General features: G+C 35.7%; 19 protein-coding genes. All 19 read left to right on the top strand.

Going from position 1 to position 21,140, the window contains the following annotated elements; all coding sequences use genetic code 11:
• The first annotated feature begins 26 nt into the window (after window positions 1–26).
• The 19 genes from JNN12_17150 to JNN12_17060 all read left to right on the top strand — a co-directional run bounded on the left by JNN12_17150 (window position 27) and on the right by JNN12_17060 (window position 21,070).
• Window positions 27–1,571, top strand: coding sequence for a beta-lactamase family protein (locus JNN12_17150; GenBank protein ID MBL7980068.1), 1,545 nt, complete (start codon window positions 27–29; stop codon window positions 1,569–1,571).
• 280 nt (window positions 1,572–1,851) lie between these two features.
• Window positions 1,852–2,535 carry a hypothetical protein gene (locus JNN12_17145; GenBank protein ID MBL7980067.1) on the top strand — a complete coding sequence of 228 codons (684 nt, stop codon included), beginning with the start codon at window positions 1,852–1,854 and terminating at the stop codon, window positions 2,533–2,535.
• Window positions 2,535–4,304 carry a hypothetical protein gene (locus JNN12_17140; protein MBL7980066.1) on the top strand — a complete coding sequence of 590 codons (1,770 nt, stop codon included), beginning with the start codon at window positions 2,535–2,537 and terminating at the stop codon, window positions 4,302–4,304. The genes JNN12_17145 and JNN12_17140 overlap by 1 nt, the downstream gene beginning before the upstream one ends.
• Window positions 4,297–5,169: an alkylmercury lyase family protein gene (locus JNN12_17135; GenBank protein MBL7980065.1), complete on the top strand. Its 873-nt coding sequence runs from the start codon at window positions 4,297–4,299 to the stop codon at window positions 5,167–5,169. The genes JNN12_17140 and JNN12_17135 overlap by 8 nt, the downstream gene beginning before the upstream one ends.
• Window positions 5,170–5,525: 356 nt before the next feature.
• Window positions 5,526–5,735, top strand: coding sequence for a helix-turn-helix transcriptional regulator (locus tag JNN12_17130; protein ID MBL7980064.1), 210 nt, complete (start codon window positions 5,526–5,528; stop codon window positions 5,733–5,735).
• Window positions 5,726–6,706, top strand: a complete 981-nt coding sequence (locus JNN12_17125; protein ID MBL7980063.1) for a hypothetical protein — start codon at window positions 5,726–5,728, stop codon at window positions 6,704–6,706. Before JNN12_17130 ends, JNN12_17125 begins: the two co-directional genes overlap by 10 nt.
• 3 nt (window positions 6,707–6,709) lie before the next feature.
• Window positions 6,710–10,672, top strand: a complete 3,963-nt coding sequence (locus JNN12_17120; protein MBL7980062.1) for an Eco57I restriction-modification methylase domain-containing protein — start codon at window positions 6,710–6,712, stop codon at window positions 10,670–10,672.
• Window positions 10,673–10,684: 12 nt separating this feature from the next.
• The gene (locus tag JNN12_17115) at window positions 10,685–11,227 is read left to right on the top strand and encodes a SprT-like domain-containing protein (GenBank protein ID MBL7980061.1); all 543 of its coding nucleotides are present in this window, start codon (window positions 10,685–10,687) and stop codon (window positions 11,225–11,227) included.
• A 4-nt stretch (window positions 11,228–11,231) separates the two neighbouring features.
• Window positions 11,232–12,179 (top strand): hypothetical protein, encoded by a 948-nt coding sequence (locus JNN12_17110; protein ID MBL7980060.1) that lies wholly within the window; start codon window positions 11,232–11,234, stop codon window positions 12,177–12,179.
• 83 nt (window positions 12,180–12,262) lie between these two features.
• Window positions 12,263–13,000, top strand: a complete 738-nt coding sequence (locus tag JNN12_17105) for a DUF4209 domain-containing protein (GenBank protein ID MBL7980059.1) — start codon at window positions 12,263–12,265, stop codon at window positions 12,998–13,000.
• Between the two features lies 1 nt (window position 13,001).
• Entirely contained in the window at window positions 13,002–13,274 is a 273-nt protein-coding gene (locus JNN12_17100) for a hypothetical protein (GenBank protein ID MBL7980058.1), read from the top strand.
• A gap of 11 nt (window positions 13,275–13,285) precedes the next feature.
• A complete protein-coding gene (locus JNN12_17095; protein MBL7980057.1) occupies window positions 13,286–14,140 on the top strand; it encodes an AraC family transcriptional regulator in 855 nt (284 codons plus the stop codon).
• Window positions 14,141–14,224: 84 nt separating this feature from the next.
• A complete protein-coding gene (locus JNN12_17090) occupies window positions 14,225–15,052 on the top strand; it encodes an MBL fold metallo-hydrolase (protein MBL7980056.1) in 828 nt (275 codons plus the stop codon).
• Between the two features lie 25 nt (window positions 15,053–15,077).
• A complete protein-coding gene (locus JNN12_17085; protein ID MBL7980055.1) occupies window positions 15,078–15,800 on the top strand; it encodes a hypothetical protein in 723 nt (240 codons plus the stop codon).
• A gap of 5 nt (window positions 15,801–15,805) precedes the next feature.
• Complete coding sequence (locus JNN12_17080) at window positions 15,806–16,225, top strand: ester cyclase (protein MBL7980054.1); 420 nt, start codon at window positions 15,806–15,808, stop codon at window positions 16,223–16,225.
• A gap of 13 nt (window positions 16,226–16,238) precedes the next feature.
• Complete coding sequence (locus JNN12_17075) at window positions 16,239–16,982, top strand: hypothetical protein (GenBank protein MBL7980053.1); 744 nt, start codon at window positions 16,239–16,241, stop codon at window positions 16,980–16,982.
• A gap of 466 nt (window positions 16,983–17,448) precedes the next feature.
• Window positions 17,449–19,383, top strand: coding sequence for a DUF4932 domain-containing protein (locus tag JNN12_17070; GenBank protein MBL7980052.1), 1,935 nt, complete (start codon window positions 17,449–17,451; stop codon window positions 19,381–19,383).
• On the top strand, window positions 19,371–20,396 hold the full coding sequence (locus JNN12_17065) for a histidine kinase (protein ID MBL7980051.1): 1,026 nt from the start codon (window positions 19,371–19,373) through the stop codon (window positions 20,394–20,396). The genes JNN12_17070 and JNN12_17065 overlap by 13 nt, the downstream gene beginning before the upstream one ends.
• Window positions 20,384–21,070, top strand: a complete 687-nt coding sequence (locus tag JNN12_17060; GenBank protein MBL7980050.1) for a response regulator transcription factor — start codon at window positions 20,384–20,386, stop codon at window positions 21,068–21,070. The genes JNN12_17065 and JNN12_17060 overlap by 13 nt, the downstream gene beginning before the upstream one ends.
• Window positions 21,071–21,140: the final 70 nt, after the last annotated feature.

Here is a 21,140-nt window from a genome sequence, read left to right as displayed (position 1 = left end):
CTGCCATCGCCAAGCCGCGACACGTTGTGCGTCATACCGCATCACATCTTCGTGAAACTTTTAAACAAATTAAAAATATGAGAAATAAACATTTTTATTTAATGCTAATTTTTTTATCTGCGTTTACTGTTTTAAGAGCTCAATCTGTAAAGGCAAAAATGGAGTCATTTACTGATTCATTGTATAATGAAAAAGCACTTAATGGGAACATCTTGGTAAGAGATAAAGGAAGCATAATCCTTCAGAAATCATATGGGTTTTCTGATATTGAAAACCAAAAACGACATACGGTAAACTCTACTTTTAACATAGCATCCATTGCTAAACTTTTTACGTCAACCGCAATTATGCAACTGGAAGAAAGAGGAAAGATAAAAGTAACAGACCCTGTTCAAAAGTTTCTTCCAACTTTTCCTTACAATAACATTACTATAAAACATTTACTTACACATACTGCTGGGCTTCCTTATATATTTGACGAAATCATTAGGAGTGAAAAAATAATTTCAAACTTAAATAATGAATATATTTTAGATAATCTTAAAAATAGAGAGCTGTTGCGCGAGCCAGGCACTAAATGGGAATATTCCAATACGGCCTATTGTATATTAGCACTAGTTGTAGAAAAAGTTACTGGTACAAAATTTTCAGAATATGTAAAGAAAAACATTTTCCAAAAAGCAGGTATGTCAGAAACTTACTTCCATGGGAATGATTATTCAAAAATTCATTCTTATGAAGAAGATAACTTTTTTAAAGGAAAATTTAATAGGGTTGACACAAATGTTTTTTTTAAACTAACTCAAGGAATTTATGGAGCGGACGGAGTATTATCCACTTCCATTGATTTAGACAAATTTCAATATGCTTTTTTTAACAATAAATTATTAAAAACAGAAACAGTTGATGAGATTCTTAAACCGACAGTATTGAATGATGGGAATGTAATTAAGGTAGATGGTGGAATGACTGATTCTTATTTCGGGCTTGGATGGTTTATATTGCCCGACACCACTAATGGTAAAATAGTAGGTCATACAGGTGGTGTTCCTGGCTCATTAAGTTTCTTTTTTACTAACTCAAGTCAAAAACAAACAGTTATTTTATTAGATAACACACATAGCTCACGAACTTACTCAACTGGAGAAAATCTTTTAGAAATAATTAATAATAAAAAACCAACTCAATATAAATCTTCACGAGCCCAAGCAATAAATTATATGCGTCTTTTAGTAGGCAAAGGGACTAACGAAGCATTTGTTTATTTGCAAAAATGTTTAGAAGATACAATTACCTATTCTAAATTTAGAGATAATTCAATAAATAATTTAGCTGGTGAATTAATGGATAGAACAGAAATCAAAAATAATTTGGATTTAGCCATTGAAGCATTGAAAATAAATATTATGCTGTTCCCAAATAGCGTAATTACTCATAATTGGTATGCTTGGGCATTATTAAATGCTGGTAAAAAAGAAGAAGCTATTTGGGTATATCAAAAAGCCTTAAAAATGGACTCAAATAATGAAGAAGCTAAATCGGAATTAGAAAAATTATTAAAAAAGGAATGACGTAATTGAAAAAATAGGTACGAACGCACAACAACGATTTTGCGCTATTGCTGGGCTTGCGATTGCTATTTTGTTCTTCGTGGACAATAATCTGGTGATTACAATTATATTTTCCAAAGAAAAGTTGTAGTTTTGTTTTGGTCAGTGTCGGCAGCAGCAACAGACGCAAAGCCGCAGACGTTATGCACAATGCCACCAGCGACCGTACCAACATCAACGGACAGACAGAAAACAAGTGACAAACTAAACCTGACCCAAATAAAAATTGTAACTTTGCAAAATGGGACAAAAAGAGAAATTAACAATAGAAAAGCTGATAGACGAAGCTCAAATATTCTGTGTTGAACAATCAAAAATTCAACACAGCGAACTTTATGGCGTGACAGACGGAAAAGCAGTAGGAACACTTATTGAACACAAGTTTCAATCACATCTAAACGAGAAATACGAAGTTTTGGTAGGTTCTTCTGCCAAAGGAATAGACTTGCCATCTGACGACATTCAGACAGACATAAAAGTAACTTCAATTAAGCAACCACAGTCTTCTTGTCCTTTCAAAGATGCTAAACAAAAGATTTTCGGATTGGGTTACAATCTTCTTGTATTTGTTTACGACAAAACAGACGACACTGCAACCCAAACAGCAATTTTAAATTTCGTAAGTTGTTCTTTCGTTCACAAAGAACGGACAGCCGATTACACGACAACTTTCCGTTTGCGTGAAATGGTAAAAGACGGAGCAAATGAAGCAGACATTATTGCTTATCTGCAAGACAAAAACATTCCTGCGGACGAAATTACTTTGGCGAAAGTTGCCGAACAGATTTTACAGACACCACCCGAACAAGGTTACTTGACAATTTCCAATGCTTTGCAATGGCGATTGCAATATCAAAGAATTGTTGCCTTAACAGACGACATTTCGGGAATTGAAAAAATTGTAAGCTACAACAAACCTCAGTAATGAAAGTATTTGAAGCAAATATTACTCATCAGGTTTCAGATTATTTGAACGATAGTCTGAAAAATGTTGTGTCTATTGAAAAGGCTAATCAAAAAATGTATGAAGCCTTCGGCTTCATACATTTTTTTGATAATGCGGAAGATTTGCAAATACTTAAAGAAACAATTTCTATTTCTCAAAATATCGTTTCAGAACCCGACAGAGCCGAATATGGCGATTTCCAAACTAATACAGAGTTGGCAAACAAAGTCACTTTTCATCTGACAGCAAAAAGTATTTCGCCTAAAATTGTTATTGAACCAACTTGCGGAAAAGGCAATTTTATTGTTGCTTCTTTGCGACAGTTCATAGACATAAAGAAAGTTTTCGGTATTGAAATTTACAAACCTTACGTTTGGGAAAGCAAATTCAATGTCATTGATTTTTATTTGAGCAATCCGACAGAAAATAAGCCCGAAATTTCAATCATTCACAGTAGCGTTTTTGATTTTGACTTTAAAGCTATTGCCAAAGAAAACAGCACAAAAGAAATTTTAATTATCGGCAATCCGCCTTGGGTTACTAATTCAAAATTGGGTAGTTTAAATTCGTCTAACCTTCCCAAAAAAACAAACTTCAAAAACCACAACGGATTAGATGCAATGACAGGAAAAGGTAATTTCGACATTGCAGAATATATTACTTTGATGATGATTGAAACCTTTCAACATCAAAAAGGCAACATTGCTTTATTAGTAAAAAATACAGTAATTAAAAATATTGTTTTCGACCAATTCGTAAAAAAATATACCATTTCTGACATAGAAAAACATTGTATTGACAGCAAAAAAGAGTTTAATGTTTCGGTTGAAGCTGCATTGTTTTATTGTAAGCTAAATTCAAAACCGACATTCGATTGTGCAGAGTTCGATATTTACAACAACGCAAATGCAAAATTGAATTTCGGTTGGCTGTCCAAAAAGTTTGTTTCCAATCTTGACACTTATACCAACGCTGAACAAATTGACGGAAAATGTCCGTTTGAGTGGCGACAAGGTATTAAACACGATTGTTCTTCCATTATGGAATTAGACAAAGTGAACGGACATTTTGTAAACGGGCTGAAAGAAGAAATAAAATTAGAAAATAATTTGGTCTATGGTATTTTAAAAAGTTCTGACTTAAAAAATACTGTCGTAAACGAAACGAGAAAATACACGATTATAACACAGAAAAAAGTTGGACAAGAAACCAATTATATCAAACATGACTTTCCGAAAACTTACAAGTATTTAATTGAGCATCAGGACATTTTTAGTTCAAGAAAATCAAGTATTTACAACAACAAACCGCCATTTTCTATTTTTGGTGTGGGCGACTATTCGTTCAAACCATACAAAGTTGCAATTTCGGGACTTTACAAAACCTTTCATTTTACGCTTGTTCTTCCGCAAAACGAAAAGCCTGTAATGCTTGACGACACTTGCTATATGTTGGGTTTTGATAAATTGGAATTTGCGGTTTATTCGTTGATACTTTTAAACTCTGAAACGACAATGCAGTTTCTGCAATCCATAACTTTTGCAGACGCAAAACGAACTTTTACAAAAGACGTTTTAATGCGTATTGACATTTTGAAATTGGCTCAAACGATTGACAAATTAGAATTACAAAGAGAACTAAATTATATAAACGAAACATACAATTTCAACTTGACTTTGGACTTGTGGTGCGACTTCATAAACGAAATGACACCAATAGAAAGTGGACAAATTGAATTGTTTGCGTAAATCGAGCGAAAAGGCACTGTGCATAACAGCAGTTTGGCAAAATGGCGGGTTCAGTGCTAAATTGAACATTTGGAATTCTACTGAATATTGTGCTAAATTTGAACATTTGTCCTTCGATTTCCGCCACTTCGCCAAGCTGCAAACCGTTAGTGGCAAGTGTAAGAAAGACAAACAACGCGAAAAAATGGTAACAAATTCAAATCTTCATTATCATATAATCAAAGGTATCATTGACAAAGGTTTCGCACCGACCGTTGACGACCTTGCTAACACTTTGCAAGCCGACAAAGAACAAGTAATAAATGGACTGTATGAACTGCAAGACTATCACGGAGTAGTGTTACACCCAAATGAACCAAAAGTTTGGGTTATTCATCCATTTTCATTAGCCCCAACAAATTTTTATGTACAAACAAAAAAAGGACAATGGTGGGGAAATTGTGCTTGGTGTTCTTTGGGAGTTGCTGCACTTCTTAACGAAGACGTAAAAATAACAACAACAATCGGAGCAGAAACAAAACAAGTTGAAATCAATATTGTAAACGGACAAATTCAAGAAAAGAATTATTTTATTCACTTTCCAATACCAATGAAAAGTGCTTGGGACAATGTAATTTACACTTGTAGCAATATGTTGGTGTTTGAAAATGAAGAACAAATAGATAGTTGGACAGAACGACACAATATTCCCAAAGGCGACATTCAACCCATTGGGAAAATTTGGGCTTTTTCAAAAAAGTGGTATGGTAATCATCTAAATCCAGAATGGACAAAATGGACTGTTGAAGATGCAAAACGAATTTTTGGGGAGTATGAACTTGAAGGTAATATTTGGAACTTAGGAGACTCAAAAGAAAGATTTTGACGATTAAAAGAAGAACACCAGCCACTAACATCGGTTTGGCAATATGGCGGCTGAAGTGCTTCGTAGAAACTTTTGTGCAGTATTCAACATTTGTGCATCGTATAAACTTTTGTGCTAAAACTCCGCCACTTCGCAAAGCCGAGAACCGTTATCGGTCAGTGTAAAAAGACAGCCAACCCACAAATGGCACATTTGATTTTGCCCAACACAAAAGCCGACCCAAAAAACCAAAAGAGCCATTTTTAGCCAACGCACTGACAGGACAACTAGACAATTATTCAAACATTTTTTATCTTGAAAAACGAGATAATGAAAAAATAAAACCTAAATTTGCGACTAGACATCTTTAGACAACAATGAACAGAATTAAAGAAGTACTTGAAGAAAAAGGAATTAAGCAAACTTGGTTAGCCGAACAGCTAGGCAAAAGCTACAATATGGTAAACGGTTATGTGCAAAATCGACAACAACCAAGACTTGAAGTACTTTATGAAATAGCGAACATTCTAAATATTGATGTAAAAGAACTTTTAAAAACTAACGAAGAAGTATACAAGTGCAAGTAGTTGTCGACATATTAGAAAATGAGTTAATCGAGAAGTATCCTGACATTCTCGGAATACTACTGCGAGACCAGACCACTCAAAAAAATATTTTTTGGGCGACAGACAATTACGAACACTTCGGAGATTCATACAGATTCAATTCTGAAATATTACCTGAATTAATCACAGGAGAAAAAGGCAATGTAATAATGCCCAGGGTTCATAAAGACAAAGTTTTGCAATTATCACGTTCCAAAGAAATGGCAGAGGTTTTCACTCCTTCTTGGATATGTAATGCACAAAACAATCTTGTTGACAATTCTTGGTTTGGAAGAGATGGTGTTTTCAATAAAGAAATAGTTTTGAAAAACAAAACTAAAGCTTGGGAAACAACTAAAGATAAAATCACATTTCCAAAAGGCAAAACTTGGCTTGACTATGTTCAAGATACTCGGTTGGAAATCTCTTGTGGTGAAGCTCCTTATTTGGTTAGCAGATATGATACCACCACGGGAAAATCTATTAAAGTATTTGACAGAATAGGACTTTTAGACAGAAAATTAAGGATTATAAATGAAAATTTGGAATCTAAAACTGAGTGGTTAGAAGCAACTGAAATAGCATACAAAAATATTTATGGTTTTGAATGGCAAGGAGACAGTTTGTTATTAGCCCGTGAAGCATTACTTGTTACATTCATTGAAAACTTTACTTACAAATTTGAAATTGAACCACCGATTGAAAATATACAAAAAATTGCAAAAATCATTTCTTGGAATATCTGGCAAATGGACGGTCTGAAAGGCGTTATTCCAAATAGTTGTAAAGATGAAATTATGGTAATCTCAGATATTTTTGAAACTAAAACAGAAATCAAGAAGTGCAAAGGTTGTGCAACCTCAAATATAAAACTTCACAATGGTATCTATTGTAATATTATGGATTGGGGAATAGAAAATCCTATCAAATTTATATCACTTTTGGAAAAGTAAGCTATGCCAAAATCTAACAATATAAATGTAGATATACTTAACGATTTAATCATTGGAAGAGTAGAACCTCAAATCTATGCTTTTACAACTGAAACAATACCAAATTTTCTAAAAGTTGGCGATACCTATCGACCTCTTGAAATTAGGTTAAATGAGTGGCGCAAACACTTCCCTAACCTTGAAAAAAAGTTTGAAGATGTTGCAAAAGTTAATGACGAAACTTTTTTTAGAGATTATGCAGTTCACTTTTTTCTTGAAAACGAGTTAAACAGAAGTAGATTAAAGCCAAACGCTTTAAAAGGAATCCCATATTACTCCAATGAGTTTTTTGAAAACGCAACCAAGGCAGACCTGCGAGAAGCGATTGAAGATATAAAAAGTGGACATCAAAACAACGAATCAAAATATCAGTATTATCGCTTTGACGAGAGCCATATCCCAATTACACACACTTATGCGAGAAGTGAAAATTATCCACTTCGACCCAATCAAGAGGAAACAGTAAAACGGTTCAAGGAAGCTATAAATAAAGGCAGAACCAACTTGCTGATGTATGCTGTAATGCGTTTTGGTAAATCATTTACCTCAATGTCTTGTGCAGTTGAAATGAATGCAAAATTGGTGGTTGTGGTTTCTGCAAAAGCTGACGTAAGAGAAGAATGGAAAAAAACGGTTGAAAGCCATATTAAGTTTGATGGTTTTTGTTTTTTAGATAGTACTTCTCTTCTGACAAGCGATACGATTATTGCCGAAAAGCAGAATGCAAATGAAAAAATCGTTTTATTTTTAACATTACAAGACCTTCAAGGAGATGAAATTAAATCAAAGCACAAAGAAGTTTTTGAAAATCAAATTGACTTATTGCTAATTGATGAAACGCATTTTGGAGCAAGAGCAGCTGAGTATGGTAAAGTCTTAAAAGATGAAAATTTAAGTGCCAAAGAAATAAAAAGCGAGTTAAAGCTGAATGACAATACTTTAGACGATATAGAAATTACCAATAAAGTTTTTAATGCAAAAATTCGTATTCATCTTTCGGGAACTCCTTATCGTATTTTGATGAATAGTGAGTTTACGAGTGATGATATTATTGCATTCTATCAATTTACAAACATTGCAGAAGACCAAGAACAATGGGATTTAGAAAATCTAAATAAAGATGAAACCAAAGAATGGGATAATCCTTATTATGGCTTTCCTCAAATGATTCGTTTTGCATTTAATCCCAATAAATCCTCACGTAAAAAAATGGAAGAAATGAAAAAGAAAGGTGTAACCTATGCTTTTTCAGAACTTTTCAGACCGCAATCTATAACCAAAGACACCAAAACCAATTTTCATCAAAAATTTATTCACGAAAAGGAAATTCTTGACTTACTAAAAGTCATTGACGGTTCAGAAACAGATGAAAATTTATTGAGTTTCTTGGACTACGACAAACTGAAAGATGGCAAAATGTGCCGTCACCTTGTTTGCGTTTTACCTTACAGAGCATCTTGTGATGCATTGGAGAAATTAATCAAGAGCAACAAGTTTAAACATCTTAGCCATTACGAAATCATAAATATCTCTGGAGTTGAGAACGAAAAAAACTTCAAAGACACTCAAGCAGTTCAAACCAAAATAAAAAAATGTGAAAGTGAGAATATAAAAACAATCACTTTGACCGTAAATAGAATGCTTACAGGTAGTACTGTTCCTGAATGGGATACTATGCTTTACCTAAAAGATACTGCTTCACCACAAGAATATGATCAGGCAATTTTCCGATTACAAAATCAATTCGTAAAAATTTTCAAAGAGCCGAATGGTGATGTGGTTAAATTCAATATGAAACCTCAAACTTTATTAGTTGATTTTAACCCAAACAGAATGTTCCAAATGCAGGAACATAAATCACAGATTTATAATGTAAATACGGATAAAAACGGCAACAGTTTATTAGAAGAACGAATCCGCAAAGAGCTTGAAATATCTCCCATTGTAGTTTTGCACCACAATAAGATTGTACAAATACAACCTGCTGATATTTTGGATGCAGTTCGCAAATATTCGAGTAGTAGAAGCGTATTTGATGAAGCTACAACTATTTCTATTGATATGTCTTTGTTGGATATTGAAGCAATCAAAGCTGAAATTGAAAGACAAAACAAAATAAGTTCTCGTGGTGGTTTGGAGGTAAAACCAACAAAAGGCGAAGGTGACGAAATAGACATTGATGATTCAAATGATGACAATGCGGACGAAAATGAAGAAAATGCAAAATCCAAATCAAAAGAAGATGAAGTAGTAAATGATTACAAAGGTCAATTTTCTATGTATTATGCAAGGATTTTATTTTTTGCATTTTTGACAAATTCAAGAGTTAAATCCTTACAAGAAATCATTATCCACATCAAAGGGAATGCTGACAATTTGCGAATAGCTTCAAATTTGAGTCTTGAAATCACCATACTCAACTTGTTTCAAAAGCACATCAACCCATTTATTTTAAGCGAACTAGATTATAAAATTCACAACATTAACTCATTAGCCAATGATGCCGCAATTTCTCCAATAGAAAGAGCGAGTAATGCTATGAAAAAATTTAGTCGCTTATCAGATTCCGAAATTGTAACCCCCGAATTTGTTACCGACAAAATCATAAACGGTTTGCCAGCCAAAGCCATTGACAAGCATACAATGCTTTTAGATATTGCTTCCAAACAAGGTGAGTTTGTGTATGCAGTGTATAAAAAGTTTGGTAAAGATGTCGCCAATAAATTCTACTCCATTCCCACCTCAAAAATTGCGTATGAGTTTACCAGAAAAGTGTATAAATTACTAGATTTAGATATGAAAAATATAGAAGCAACCTTCACCAGTTATGATTTGATTGATGAAAACAAAAACAATCAAATCATTGAAAAAGAAAGCATTAAAATAAACAACAAGAAAATGAAGTTCAATGTAATTGTAGGCAATCCGCCCTATCAGCAAAGTGACGGTGGGGCACAAGCAAGTGCCAAACCAATTTATAATTTATTTGTGGATGTAGCAAAGCAATTAAGCCCAAGTAACATTGCTATGATTATGCCTACAAGATGGTTTGCAGGTGGTAGAGGATTAAATGAATTTAGAGACCAAATGCTTAATGATACTCATATTTCTGAACTGCACGATTTCCTTAAACCTGAATTAATTTTTCAAAACATCAATTTAAGAGGCGGAATTTGCTATTTCCTTTGGGATAAAGGGTATGATAATTCAACTGAATTAACCAAGGTGTTTACTTACAAAGACGACTTAACGCCTAAGATGATTGAACGAAGTTTAAAAACAGATGATTCTGACATTCTCATTCGTCATAGTATTGGCATCGAGATGATTAATAAAATTAATTCTCATAAAGATTTTGAATCATTTGAATCTCATATTTCATCATTAAGACCTTTTGGGTTTAGAGGCTATTTTACTAAAGATGAAAAATTTCGTGAATCAAAAAATAGATTAACTAATCCTGTTATTTGCTATGGTAAGGGTAAGCAAGTTGGATACTTAGAAAGAGATGAAATTTCTAAAAATACAAAATGGATAGACCGATTCAAGGTTTATACTCCAAGAGCAAACAATATTGGAACAGAACTAAATGATGACAACCTTAATTCATTTGTAGGAAATCCAAATACAATATGTACTGAATCATATTTAGTAATTGGTGTTGACTTGAATTTAAACGAGCAATCAGCAAAAAATCTGATGAAATATTTAACCACCAAGTTTGCGAGATTCCAACATAGTTTGGGCAAAGCAAGTCAAGATGCAACTTCAAAAACATTTCGATTTGTACCCGTTCAAAATTTCACTGATAATTCAGATATAGACTGGAGTAAATCGACACAAGAAATCGACAAACAATTGTACGAAAAGTATCAGCTAAGCAATGAAGAAATTGAGTTTATAGAAGAAATGATAAAACCAATGTAAAAATTTGGGTTTATGGAATTAGAACACGCAAGAGAATTAGCCCTTGAGTTAATGAAGCAACATGGTTTAGAATATCGGTTTCGTTTTGAATTTGATCGTGCAAAACGAAGATTTGGTTATTGTTGTTTTAATCCAAGAATAATATCTTTATCAAAAAACTTGGTTCAATTAAATGATTACAATGTTGTAAAAAATGTGATTTTACACGAAATTGCACACGCATTGGTTGGTCCAAGAAACGGTCATAATTGGGTGTGGAGACAAACAGCAATTGAAATAGGTTGTGATGGTAATAGGTGTTATGATTCAAATATAGTAAACCCTGTTATAGGTAGATTAGTTGCAGAATGCCCTCATTGTAATCATATATATTACAAGCACAGAAAACCAAAAGGGAAAAGAGCTTGTGGAAAATGTAGGCACTTACCTTTTGAAGAAAGAATCTTAAATTTTAAGTCAAACATAAGTAAAGAATCATCTTCAAAGACGAGAACGGCAAAATGGCATCAAACTGAAAAATACGACACTATTATAGGTTCGATTCCAATAAAGTAAATTTATGGATTTTAACAACTTAGATGAATATTACGAATACCTTGAATATGATGCTAAATTACAGTATTTGGAATTAGACACATATAAATTTATCACGGCTCTACGAGATAAGTCAGAAAACGAAAACACTAAAAAACTTTGTTCGTATGAGTTATTTTTTGCTGACTTTGCAATAGAAAACGGCATACAAATTCCGAAATTTCAAGTAGGTGAAAACGCTTATCCTACTTTGGAATTATTTGACGATAATTTTGATTACATCAAAACAAGAGCAAGCAAAGTACAAAACCCAAAATACAAAGCAAAATACAATCATTTACTTTGGTTAAGCTCACAAAAACACATTGATTTTGCCAAACAAGCAATTGAAAGTTATTTGTTTCTTTTGATAAATTCTTCGTTTTCAGTTGATAATAATTTGCAATGCTATTCTTTTGGCAAATACTTTAAAAATCTCTTTGTTCTAAGCCAAAAAGTAGGATATAAAAAAGTTGAAATTATCACATATTTTGTTTCGCTATTAGAAAGTGAAAAGCTAAATGATTTTACCAAATACTCCCTAATGGAATTTATAGTTGAGAATGGGAAAAATATTGATACTTCGATTAAACAAACATTCTTCGATTATTCAAAAAAAAGGATTGGCAACTTGACCGACAGAGAGTTAGAAAGTTATCTAAATCTTCTTGTTCTACTAAGTCAAAAACTCAAAACTTCACCAAGTGAATTTCACGAAAAATTAGGTGATTATCATATTTCCCAACTTGAAAATGAAAAAAACAAAGGTTTTATCGCTCATCATTATTACACAAACGCTTTAGAAGAATATAAGAAAGCGAATATTAAAGAAAAAATTGAGCAGACAGCCGTTTTATTGGAGCAAGCGAAAAAGACAATTGACCTTAAAAAGGTTTTATTTGAACTTAAAGACGAAAAAAAAATGAAGCCTTAAATCAATGGTGGGATTTTACAAAGAAAAAAATCGACTATCTAATTGAAAACGGAAATGATAAAGAAATATACGGGTATCTTATTTTGGAGCCATTGTTTCCTAAAGCTAGTGTTTTAAAAGAAGAGATTAGACCAGTTATGCTCGATTTAGTTTCTACAATGACCTTCGACATCAATAAAAACATCAGCAAAAACAAATCAGGTGTTATCAACCCTTATTCACTTCATATAAATAATTTTACTATCAATCATATTGGGCTTGTTGTTTCAAAAGGATTTAAAAGTGGCAAAATTTCATTTGACAGTTTAGTTAACTACTTAAAAAATGATTCTTGGTACGGACAAGATTTTACTTATTTGGACACTAACAAAGAAACACAAGGATTTAATTGGATTGAATTACTTACTCCAGCATTACAAAGCTTCTTTGTTCAAACTGAAATTGATTTAAAAACAAATAAACATAATCCACAAGGCTACATTTTGGCAATAGACAGTTTGGTATTGAAATTTGAAGGTCTTTTACGTGAATTATCCAGAATGATTGGTGCTCAAACAATAGAAATTAAAGAAAACGGTACAGAAGAAAGGATTGGTTTCGACAAATTATTGGATAATGAAAAACTAAAGGCATTGATTCCTGAAGACGATATTGCCTTTTTTAAATTTCTGTTCACAGCAAACGGAATGAATTTAAGAAACAATATTGCTCATTGCTTTTTTACGACTAAAAATTATACATCAGCGGTTATGCTTTTGCTAATTGTGGCATTATTAAGACTTGGCAATTATAAACTTGAAACGATAGAAAAAGAATTGTAGAATGAATATGCCTACGCTTCATAGCCACACACATTGCCAATCCGCACAATCCAACGCTGAAACCAAAGATTGGCAAAGAGTGTGTCTACCCAACCGCACACCCAAAACGACCGACAAGCCAACGGACGAAGATGAACACCGAACCGATAGCAGGCGTTTGGCTCAATGGCGGGTGACGTGGTTAATTGAACATTCTACCTCGCATCAACTTTTGTGGTGTATTGACAGTTTTGTGCTCCGAAATCCGCCACTGCGTCAAGCCCCAAACCGTTAGCGGTAACAAAAATGGAAAAACTACATTTCGAGCGCAATAAGTATGGCAAAGAACTACTCATGGATGCTTGCAACGAATCCGAACTGGATATCGTAGCGGAAACTATGGTGCTTAATTTTTATACGCTCGTTTTTTTGGAAAAAGGAAGCGGGACTTATTTTTTGGATACAGAGGAAATCCCATTTCGTGACCAAACGGTTCTTTTTATTAAGCCCGGGCAAATCAATAAAGTGGATAAAGCCGTTTTTGAAAAATGCCACCTGCTTTTTTTTGAGGGCGATTTTCTCGATGAATTTTTTAGCGACAAGGATTTTATATTCAGGTTTGGCTTTTACCATAAAAACGATAGTCCGCCCTATCTGTCTTTTGAAGATGGGCAGGAATTCACCCAGTTGAACAATATTGCCCATGAAATTTGGGCAGAAATCAAAAATCTCTCACAGGACAGCCACCACATCCTGCGCTCCCAGATTTATTACCTGCTTGTAAAACTGCACCGGGCATACAGCCAGCACTATGGTCAGTCGAGGGACACGATGACAGACCCCGTAGTACTCAAATTCTCCCGCCTTTTGGGTAAGGAAGTGCGCAACAACCTTTCTGTGGAGCAGTTTGCCGAGCGGCTCGGAATCAGCCGGGTACACCTGAATAACCTCTGCCAACGGCATTTTTCAAAAACCGCACACCAAATCATCCGGGAGCGCATCCTTGCCGAAATCAAAAAGGAAATCCGCTACACCGCCAAGAATTTTTCCGAAATCGCCTACGAGTTCAGTTTTTCGGCACCCTCGCATTTCGCCCGCTTTTTTAAGCAGATGACTGGATCGTCTCCGCTGACTTTTCGGGAGCAGTTATCAAATTGGTAAGCCTTTTTTCAAACAGGTAAAATTCCCGCCCCTGCCTGTCTCCATCTTTGCAGCATTAATTTTTTATCAAAAAAATGCTGTAAAATGGACAGAAACAACTCGACCTCGTTGGTCATCAAGGATTTTCAAGGTGTAAAAATCCATAGTTTCATCTCGCCTTATCCGTATGCTGCCAACGCCACTCATGTTATCGAAACGGCACACGAATTGGTGGTGGTGGACACGCAATTCCTCAGCCCGATGGCGCAAGCCTTCCGGGCATATGTGGATAGCCTCGACAAGCCCGTCAATCGGGTTTTCATCTCGCATGGGCATCCCGACCATTATTTCGGCTTGGCTTTGGCGTTTTCAGATTGTAAAGCCTATTCGCTGGCTGGTGTGAACCAAATTATTGCGGAATGGGGGCCGCAGATGATTAAAAACCAGAAACCCACTTTTGGCGATTTGATACCCGATGCCGTGCTGGTGCCGCAACACAGCGTTACTCCCGGTACCTCCGAAGTCATTGATGGCTTGACCTACGAGTACGAAGTGGTGGAAGGTACCGAATCCGAAGCCCAACTCCTTATCAAATTGCCCGAACTGGGCACTGTCATCGCCCAAGATTTGGTGTACAGCGGTGTGCATATCTGGTTGGGCATGGGCTGGTTTGAAAAATGGACAGCCGAACTCCAACGGCTGGCCGATACGGACGGCTATGACTATATCCTTGCCGGACATGGCTTGCCCTGCACCAAAGACGAAATCCACAACAATATCCGCTATATCCAAACCGCACAAAGGCTTTTTGAAGATGGTTTGGAACAGGATGCTTTCAAAGCCCAACTGCTCGAAGCCTATCCGCATCGGGAATCACCCATGATGTTCGACCTCTATCTCGGCTTCCTTTTCGGTCAAATGGGCAGTCATTAATTCACTTTTCATAAAAATTCAGACCATGAAATATTTCGCCTTTATAGCAATCATTGGCGTTTTAGCCAGTTGCTCGCCCGTGAAAAAAGGGCTTTTAAAGGATAAAAACGCGCCTGTTTTTGAAATCGCCGTCCGTAAGGTGAAAGAAGGCAAAAAGGATGAATTTGTCAGCCGCCGTGCCGATTTTATCACCAAACTCAAGGCACAGAACGGCGTGAGCAACGACCGGGAATTCCAGTCTTTTTATGCCCTTCCCGAACCCGACAAGCAAGAAGTTTTTATCGGGATGACGCAGTACGCCACCGGCAAAACGGTGGACAAAGTGCAAAGCAAGGTGTTGGGCAAATTCATGAAATTCGCCAAAACCATGGATTTGAAAGCGTATGCTTTTGTGCAGCCGATAGAGGGTGGTGCTTTCAATTTGGGCAAACTCGCTGCCAAGCCCGGACAGGTGCTGGAACTGGCGGTGCGCCGGGTGAAGCCCGGTCAGGAAGGGACTTTTCAAACCTCACGAAAGGCATTTGTCAATTGGCTCAATAAGCAGGAAGGCGTAGCGGGCAGTTGGGAATTCAAAGTAGTGGGCGGTAAAAACATCGAAAATCTGACCGTTGGCATGTCGGTTTATGAAAGTCAGGAAGCCTTCCAGGCCATTGCAGGCAAGGTACAATCGCTCCCCGAAGCCGGTGCCTATTTCTCTACCTTTGAGCCGGTCGCTTTGCAATATGCGGTTTCTGCAAATAACCAATAAATAGGATGACGGAAAAGCATAAGGAAATTGCCCGCTTTATCTCGCAAAAAGTGGTCAACGAAAAGGACTATGCACCGATTGACGAATACCTCACCGACGATTATGTCTATCACGGTTTGGGGGGCATGACAGCGCATACGCAGCAGGGCTTTAAAGCCGCCATCGAAGGATTTCACGCCGCCATCCCTGATTTGAAGTCGGAGATATTAGACGTGGTGGCAGAAGGCGATCGTTTGGTACTTCGTTTTCACTTTACCGGCACGCATCAGGGCGAGTTCCTGGGCTTTCCGGCGAGCGGTGCGCCGTTGCATTTCGAAGGCATGATTATGCGCCGTTTTGTGGACGGCAAAGTGGTGGAAGACTGGGACTATTTTGATTTTCCCACCGTCGTGGCTCAGATTCAATCATATTTAAAAACACAGTAATAAAAATTTTTCGATGAAAAACATCTCAATTTTAATGCTCTTGGTGGTTGGCACTCTCATGACAGGCTGTGACAAAGATGACGATACTTCCGCCGACAAAACCGATGATGTGGTGGAAATCGCCATCCGGCAGGTGAAAACCGGGCAACTTACCGCTTTCGAGCAAGCCCGCACCAATTTTATCAACTCGCTGACCAAAGAACCGGGCGTCTTCAACGACCGGGAATACGAATCGTTTCTTCATTACAATCCCGTACAGGATACAAACCGGGCAGTTTATGTTGGTATGACACAATATGAAGATTTGGCTACTTTCGAGGCGGCGGGTCAAAAACTGGGGAGTTCCTCCGAGGCGGCGGCTTTTTTTAATACGTTTGATGCCCTGACTTATACAGTTTTAAAGCCTGTAAAAGCAGGGACGGCCGTGGATTTGACCCAGGTTGCCTCATCGGGGCAAGTACTTGAAATTGCGGTTCGGGACTTGTCGAAATACCCCAATTTCAACAAAGCCGATTATGAAGCCAAACGGGACGCCTTTTTAGCCGAATTGGCGAAACAACCTGCGAGGGTCGCCGAATTTCAGTGGGTTTCTGCCCTGGATCCTAATATTGTAGTTGGCATGACGGTTTACACCAATCAGCAGGCGTTTTTTCAACTTGCCAACGACCCAGTCTTTGCCAGCAATCCAGCAGTTGGGGCATTTTTGGGAGCCTATCCACCTACCAATTTTGGTGAGGTATGCACAGTGGTGAAATAAATTGATTCACTTACTGATTAAAATAAAATCGGGCAGGGGATATTCTGACCCGATTTTATTTATTTTACCGCTAACAACGCATGGCCGCATATGGCGGCGAAAGCCCAACCCATCACGCCGCTCATGCAGCCGATTGGCGAAATTGGGGCTGACACAAGGCACATCGGCTTTATATCTCGGCCAATCTCCTGACCGTTACTTAATCCGCCAGCCGATTTTGGCTACGCTCTGTTGTCGGCTGGCTGCATTTTTGGTGTGTTCCGCAACCTTCCTTACTTTTGACTTGACCGGCCAGGTTGACACAACAACGAATACCACCAACTATCGCCAATCGGTCCGTTGTGGGCAAGTATAGACAAAATCAGCCTAATTATAGGATGAATCCAATCAACGGTCTATTTCATTTTTAAAACCAAGTAAACATCTTGAAATTTGGGTATTCAATTCATTTTAAATCAAGAAGTTTATGAAATCATTTGTTATTTTTTTATTTTGTTTTTCTTTAATTTCTGTTGCTTATGGGCAAATAGATTCCAGAAAATATTTCACGGAAAACCCATTCAAGGATTTTTCCATCAAGAAATATGGAATTGTAGTAAAAATCGACCCACGAATCGAGCTTTTGCAAACTTTGATGCTTTTAGCAGGCAATCCACACATAAATAACGAGAACTTAGCCTACAAAATGGCTGTTTTGGATAAGTTTGAGGGGCTTAAAAACCATTCTTCAATAAATACCTTTCGGGATATATTAAGAAAAAAGTTTAATAGCCTTGATGCCCCAATTTTCTTTTTTATGAGGCTAACAGAGTATTTTGAGCTAAGAACAGATATTGACAACTCAACCTACCAAGAAGATAAAGAGATACAAGCCTTGCTGGAATTGATTAAAAATTTGGCAATAGAAATGGATTTTGTTTCATTCTTTAATCAAAATAAATTGTTATATCAAACAACACTCTCAACTTTTGAATATAATCTCATTGACTTTGACGAGAAAAGTAGAATGTTGAACTATTATAAGCTAACTGATAATACTGCTTACGATTTTCAAATCGTATTAAACCTTTTGGGAAAAGGCAACTTCGGACCCGGACTACAAACAACTAATAGTCAAGAACTTTATGCTATCATTTCACCAAATGCCTCAATAGGCAATCTGCCTGCCTTTGACTTGAATGAAGTGCATTATTTAGTTTGGCACGAATTCAGTCATTCATTCGTAAATCCCTTGATTGATAAATACTATGATGAGTTTCACAAAAGTGGACATTTGTTTTTGCCTATCAAAGGTTCTATGGAGGCACAAGCCTACACTGATTGGAAAGTTACACTCAAAGAACATTTGGTGAGGGCTGTAACGTGCAGACTTGCCACTCAAAAATACGGAAATGATTTTGCCGAATGGAATTACACGATACCTGAAATCGGGAAAAAATATATTTATTTACCGATTATGCTTGATGAATTGAAAGCTTTTGAGAATAATACGAATCAAAGTTTTGAACAAACAGTAAAATTGATTGCTAATAAATTAAATAACTTTGATACTACTGCAATATCTCAAATATTAGCCAAAGTAGAAGAGATCCGCAAGCCTAATGTGGAAGATTTTCCAAAAATAGGTGAAGTAAAAAAGGATATTTTATTGATTATCCCTGAAAATGTTGCTCTACAAAGTAAAAAAGCAATGACTTGGCCTGGTGTCGAGATGAAAAAGTATAAAGAAGGCTGGTATTATTATCAGATAGAAAATACAAGCAAAGCTAATCTTATTTTCAATAACAATAAAGGGCTTCAAACAGAAGACCTACTTAACATCACAGGTACAAAGTTTTATGATTGGGATAAAAAAAAATGGGTAAATCCTGACAAACCCTTTGATATAAGTCAATTGCAAAAGAGAAATAGTATTTTACTCTTTTTCAAAGCACCTAAAAATTGGAAAGAAAAGCCTAATATTTACGTTTGGGAAGATGATGCACAAAATAGTTTTGCAGATTTTATTCAACGCTACAAAAGCTATTTTCAAAACGCTAAAATTGTTACGGACGAAGACGCTTTAACAATGGACTTGACAGTACACGATTTAGTAGTGTTTGGTAACTTCCAAAATAATTCCTTTTTGAGAACTCATTACGCCAATTTGCCCGTAAAATTTACACAAAAAGGCTTTGTTGCTGATAGAAGTTATGAAGCCGATGACTTGGTTCTGATTACGGCTTGGTTGCACCCTACGAACCCTGAGCGCAAAAGTGAACTCTACATTAGCCACGATTTAGAAAATATTGCCAATATAGATTGGGTGCAAAGAGGCGGTACACATTACCACATCACAAGGAGACTCATCACCTTGAAATACGGAAACTACACAAGACGAATGAAAATATGGCGTTTCTAAAAAAATTACAAAATTATATTCCCGAAGCATTGGTGATTATTTTCTTAATCACCAATCTTTGGGTGCTTTTTCTGCCACATTTTGAAAGTCCTTTCAGGATAAAACTAAATATAGAACAAGCAAAGCAGATTTTTCTATTTTCTGCGTTTGCTTCTATATGCTTATTTTTAGGTAACTATTTTTTATCAAAACTATTTTTTGATTTCAGATATAAAATAGGCGGAATAGTTTTATTGAATTTCGTTTTTGCCACGATATATTTTTTAATCATTTTGAGCATTTTAGAACTTCCTTTTGATAGAATTTCACATAGATTTGGTGTAGTATCTCAACCTTTGTGGAGCTTATTCTTGTGCGGTTTTTCGTCAGTATTAGGCTTTTTGGTTTATTTTTATAAAAGTTCTTTGCTTGAAAAAGAGTATTTGCAAATTCGTGAAAAAGAACTGCAAGAACTCAATCTCTCATCATTAAAAAACCAACTAAATCCACATTTTTTATTCAATGTTCTTAACAACATTGATGCAGAAATAATGACTAATCCAGCCTTTGCTTCTGATTTATTAATTCGGCTTTCAAAATTGATGCGATATATAATTTATGAGGATAAAGAAGTTCTACTATCAAAAGAAATTAAATTTGTAGAAGAATACACCGAACTACAAACAGCGAGAAATCAGGCAAAAATTACTTGTCATTTTGAAAAAGAAATTAACAATGAAAACGTTTGGATAGCACCAGCTATCTTTTTACCCTATATCGAAAATGCCTTTAAATATTGTGATTTAACTAAGGAAATAAATATTGTTTCTATTGTACTGAAACAAGAAGGTAATTTAATTTTTTTTTCAGTTCAAAATCCTATTCTTCAAGAAGTTTCATCGTATAAACAAGGTGGAAAAGGTTTAGAAATTGCCAAAGGGCGACTGCAAATGTATTACCCGAACTGTTTTTCGGTATCTATCCATAAGCAGGAAAATTTATTTTCAGTTGAAATAAAAGTATGGATAAAATAACTTGCGTTATTGTCGAAGATGAGTCTTCGGCAGCACAAAAACTGACATCTTTTATTCAAAAGGTTAATTATCTCAATCTTTTAGAATCTTTTGATAATGTTACAGATGCTTATAATTGGCTGAATAGCCATAAAACAGATTTAATCTTTCTTGATTTGCATTTAGGCGAACTTATTGGTTTCGATTTGCTCAAGAACATTGATTTTACGCCTTTAGTGATTATCACAACTGCATTTAGTGAATACGCCTTAGAGAGTTATCAATATTTCATCAATGCTTATTTGCTGAAGCCATACTCATTTGCAGATTTTTTGCAGGCATTGAATAAACTACCCAAACCAAATCAAAATACTGCGTTAGATAAAGACTATGTTTTTATCAAAACAGAATATCGTTTAGAAAAAATAATGCTCAATGAGGTGTTGTATCTGGAAGGAATGAAAGACTATATAAGAATAGTAACCGCCAACAAGCAGATAATGACTTTAATGAATTTCAAAGAAATTACCGAGATTTTTAATACTTCAAATTTTTGCCGAGTGCATAATTCCTTTATAGTGGCAATAGATAAAATTAATTTTATAGAACGAAACAGGGTTGTCATCAAAGATAAATATATACCCATTAGTGAAAGTAGGCGAGAGAATTTTTTTAAACTAATAGGGAAACAGTAATGCCTGCCCACAACATTACATTTGTGGTAAGGCGGGTAGAAGTGCTAAATTGAAACTTTTGTACTTTCTA

It is taken from the genome of Bacteroidetes Order II. bacterium (assembly GCA_016788705.1).
Lineage (GTDB): Bacteria > Bacteroidota > Rhodothermia > Rhodothermales > UBA2364 > UBA2364.
Note: the sequence above shows the minus strand (reverse complement) of the source record. Positions and strands in the feature narration are given on the sequence as shown.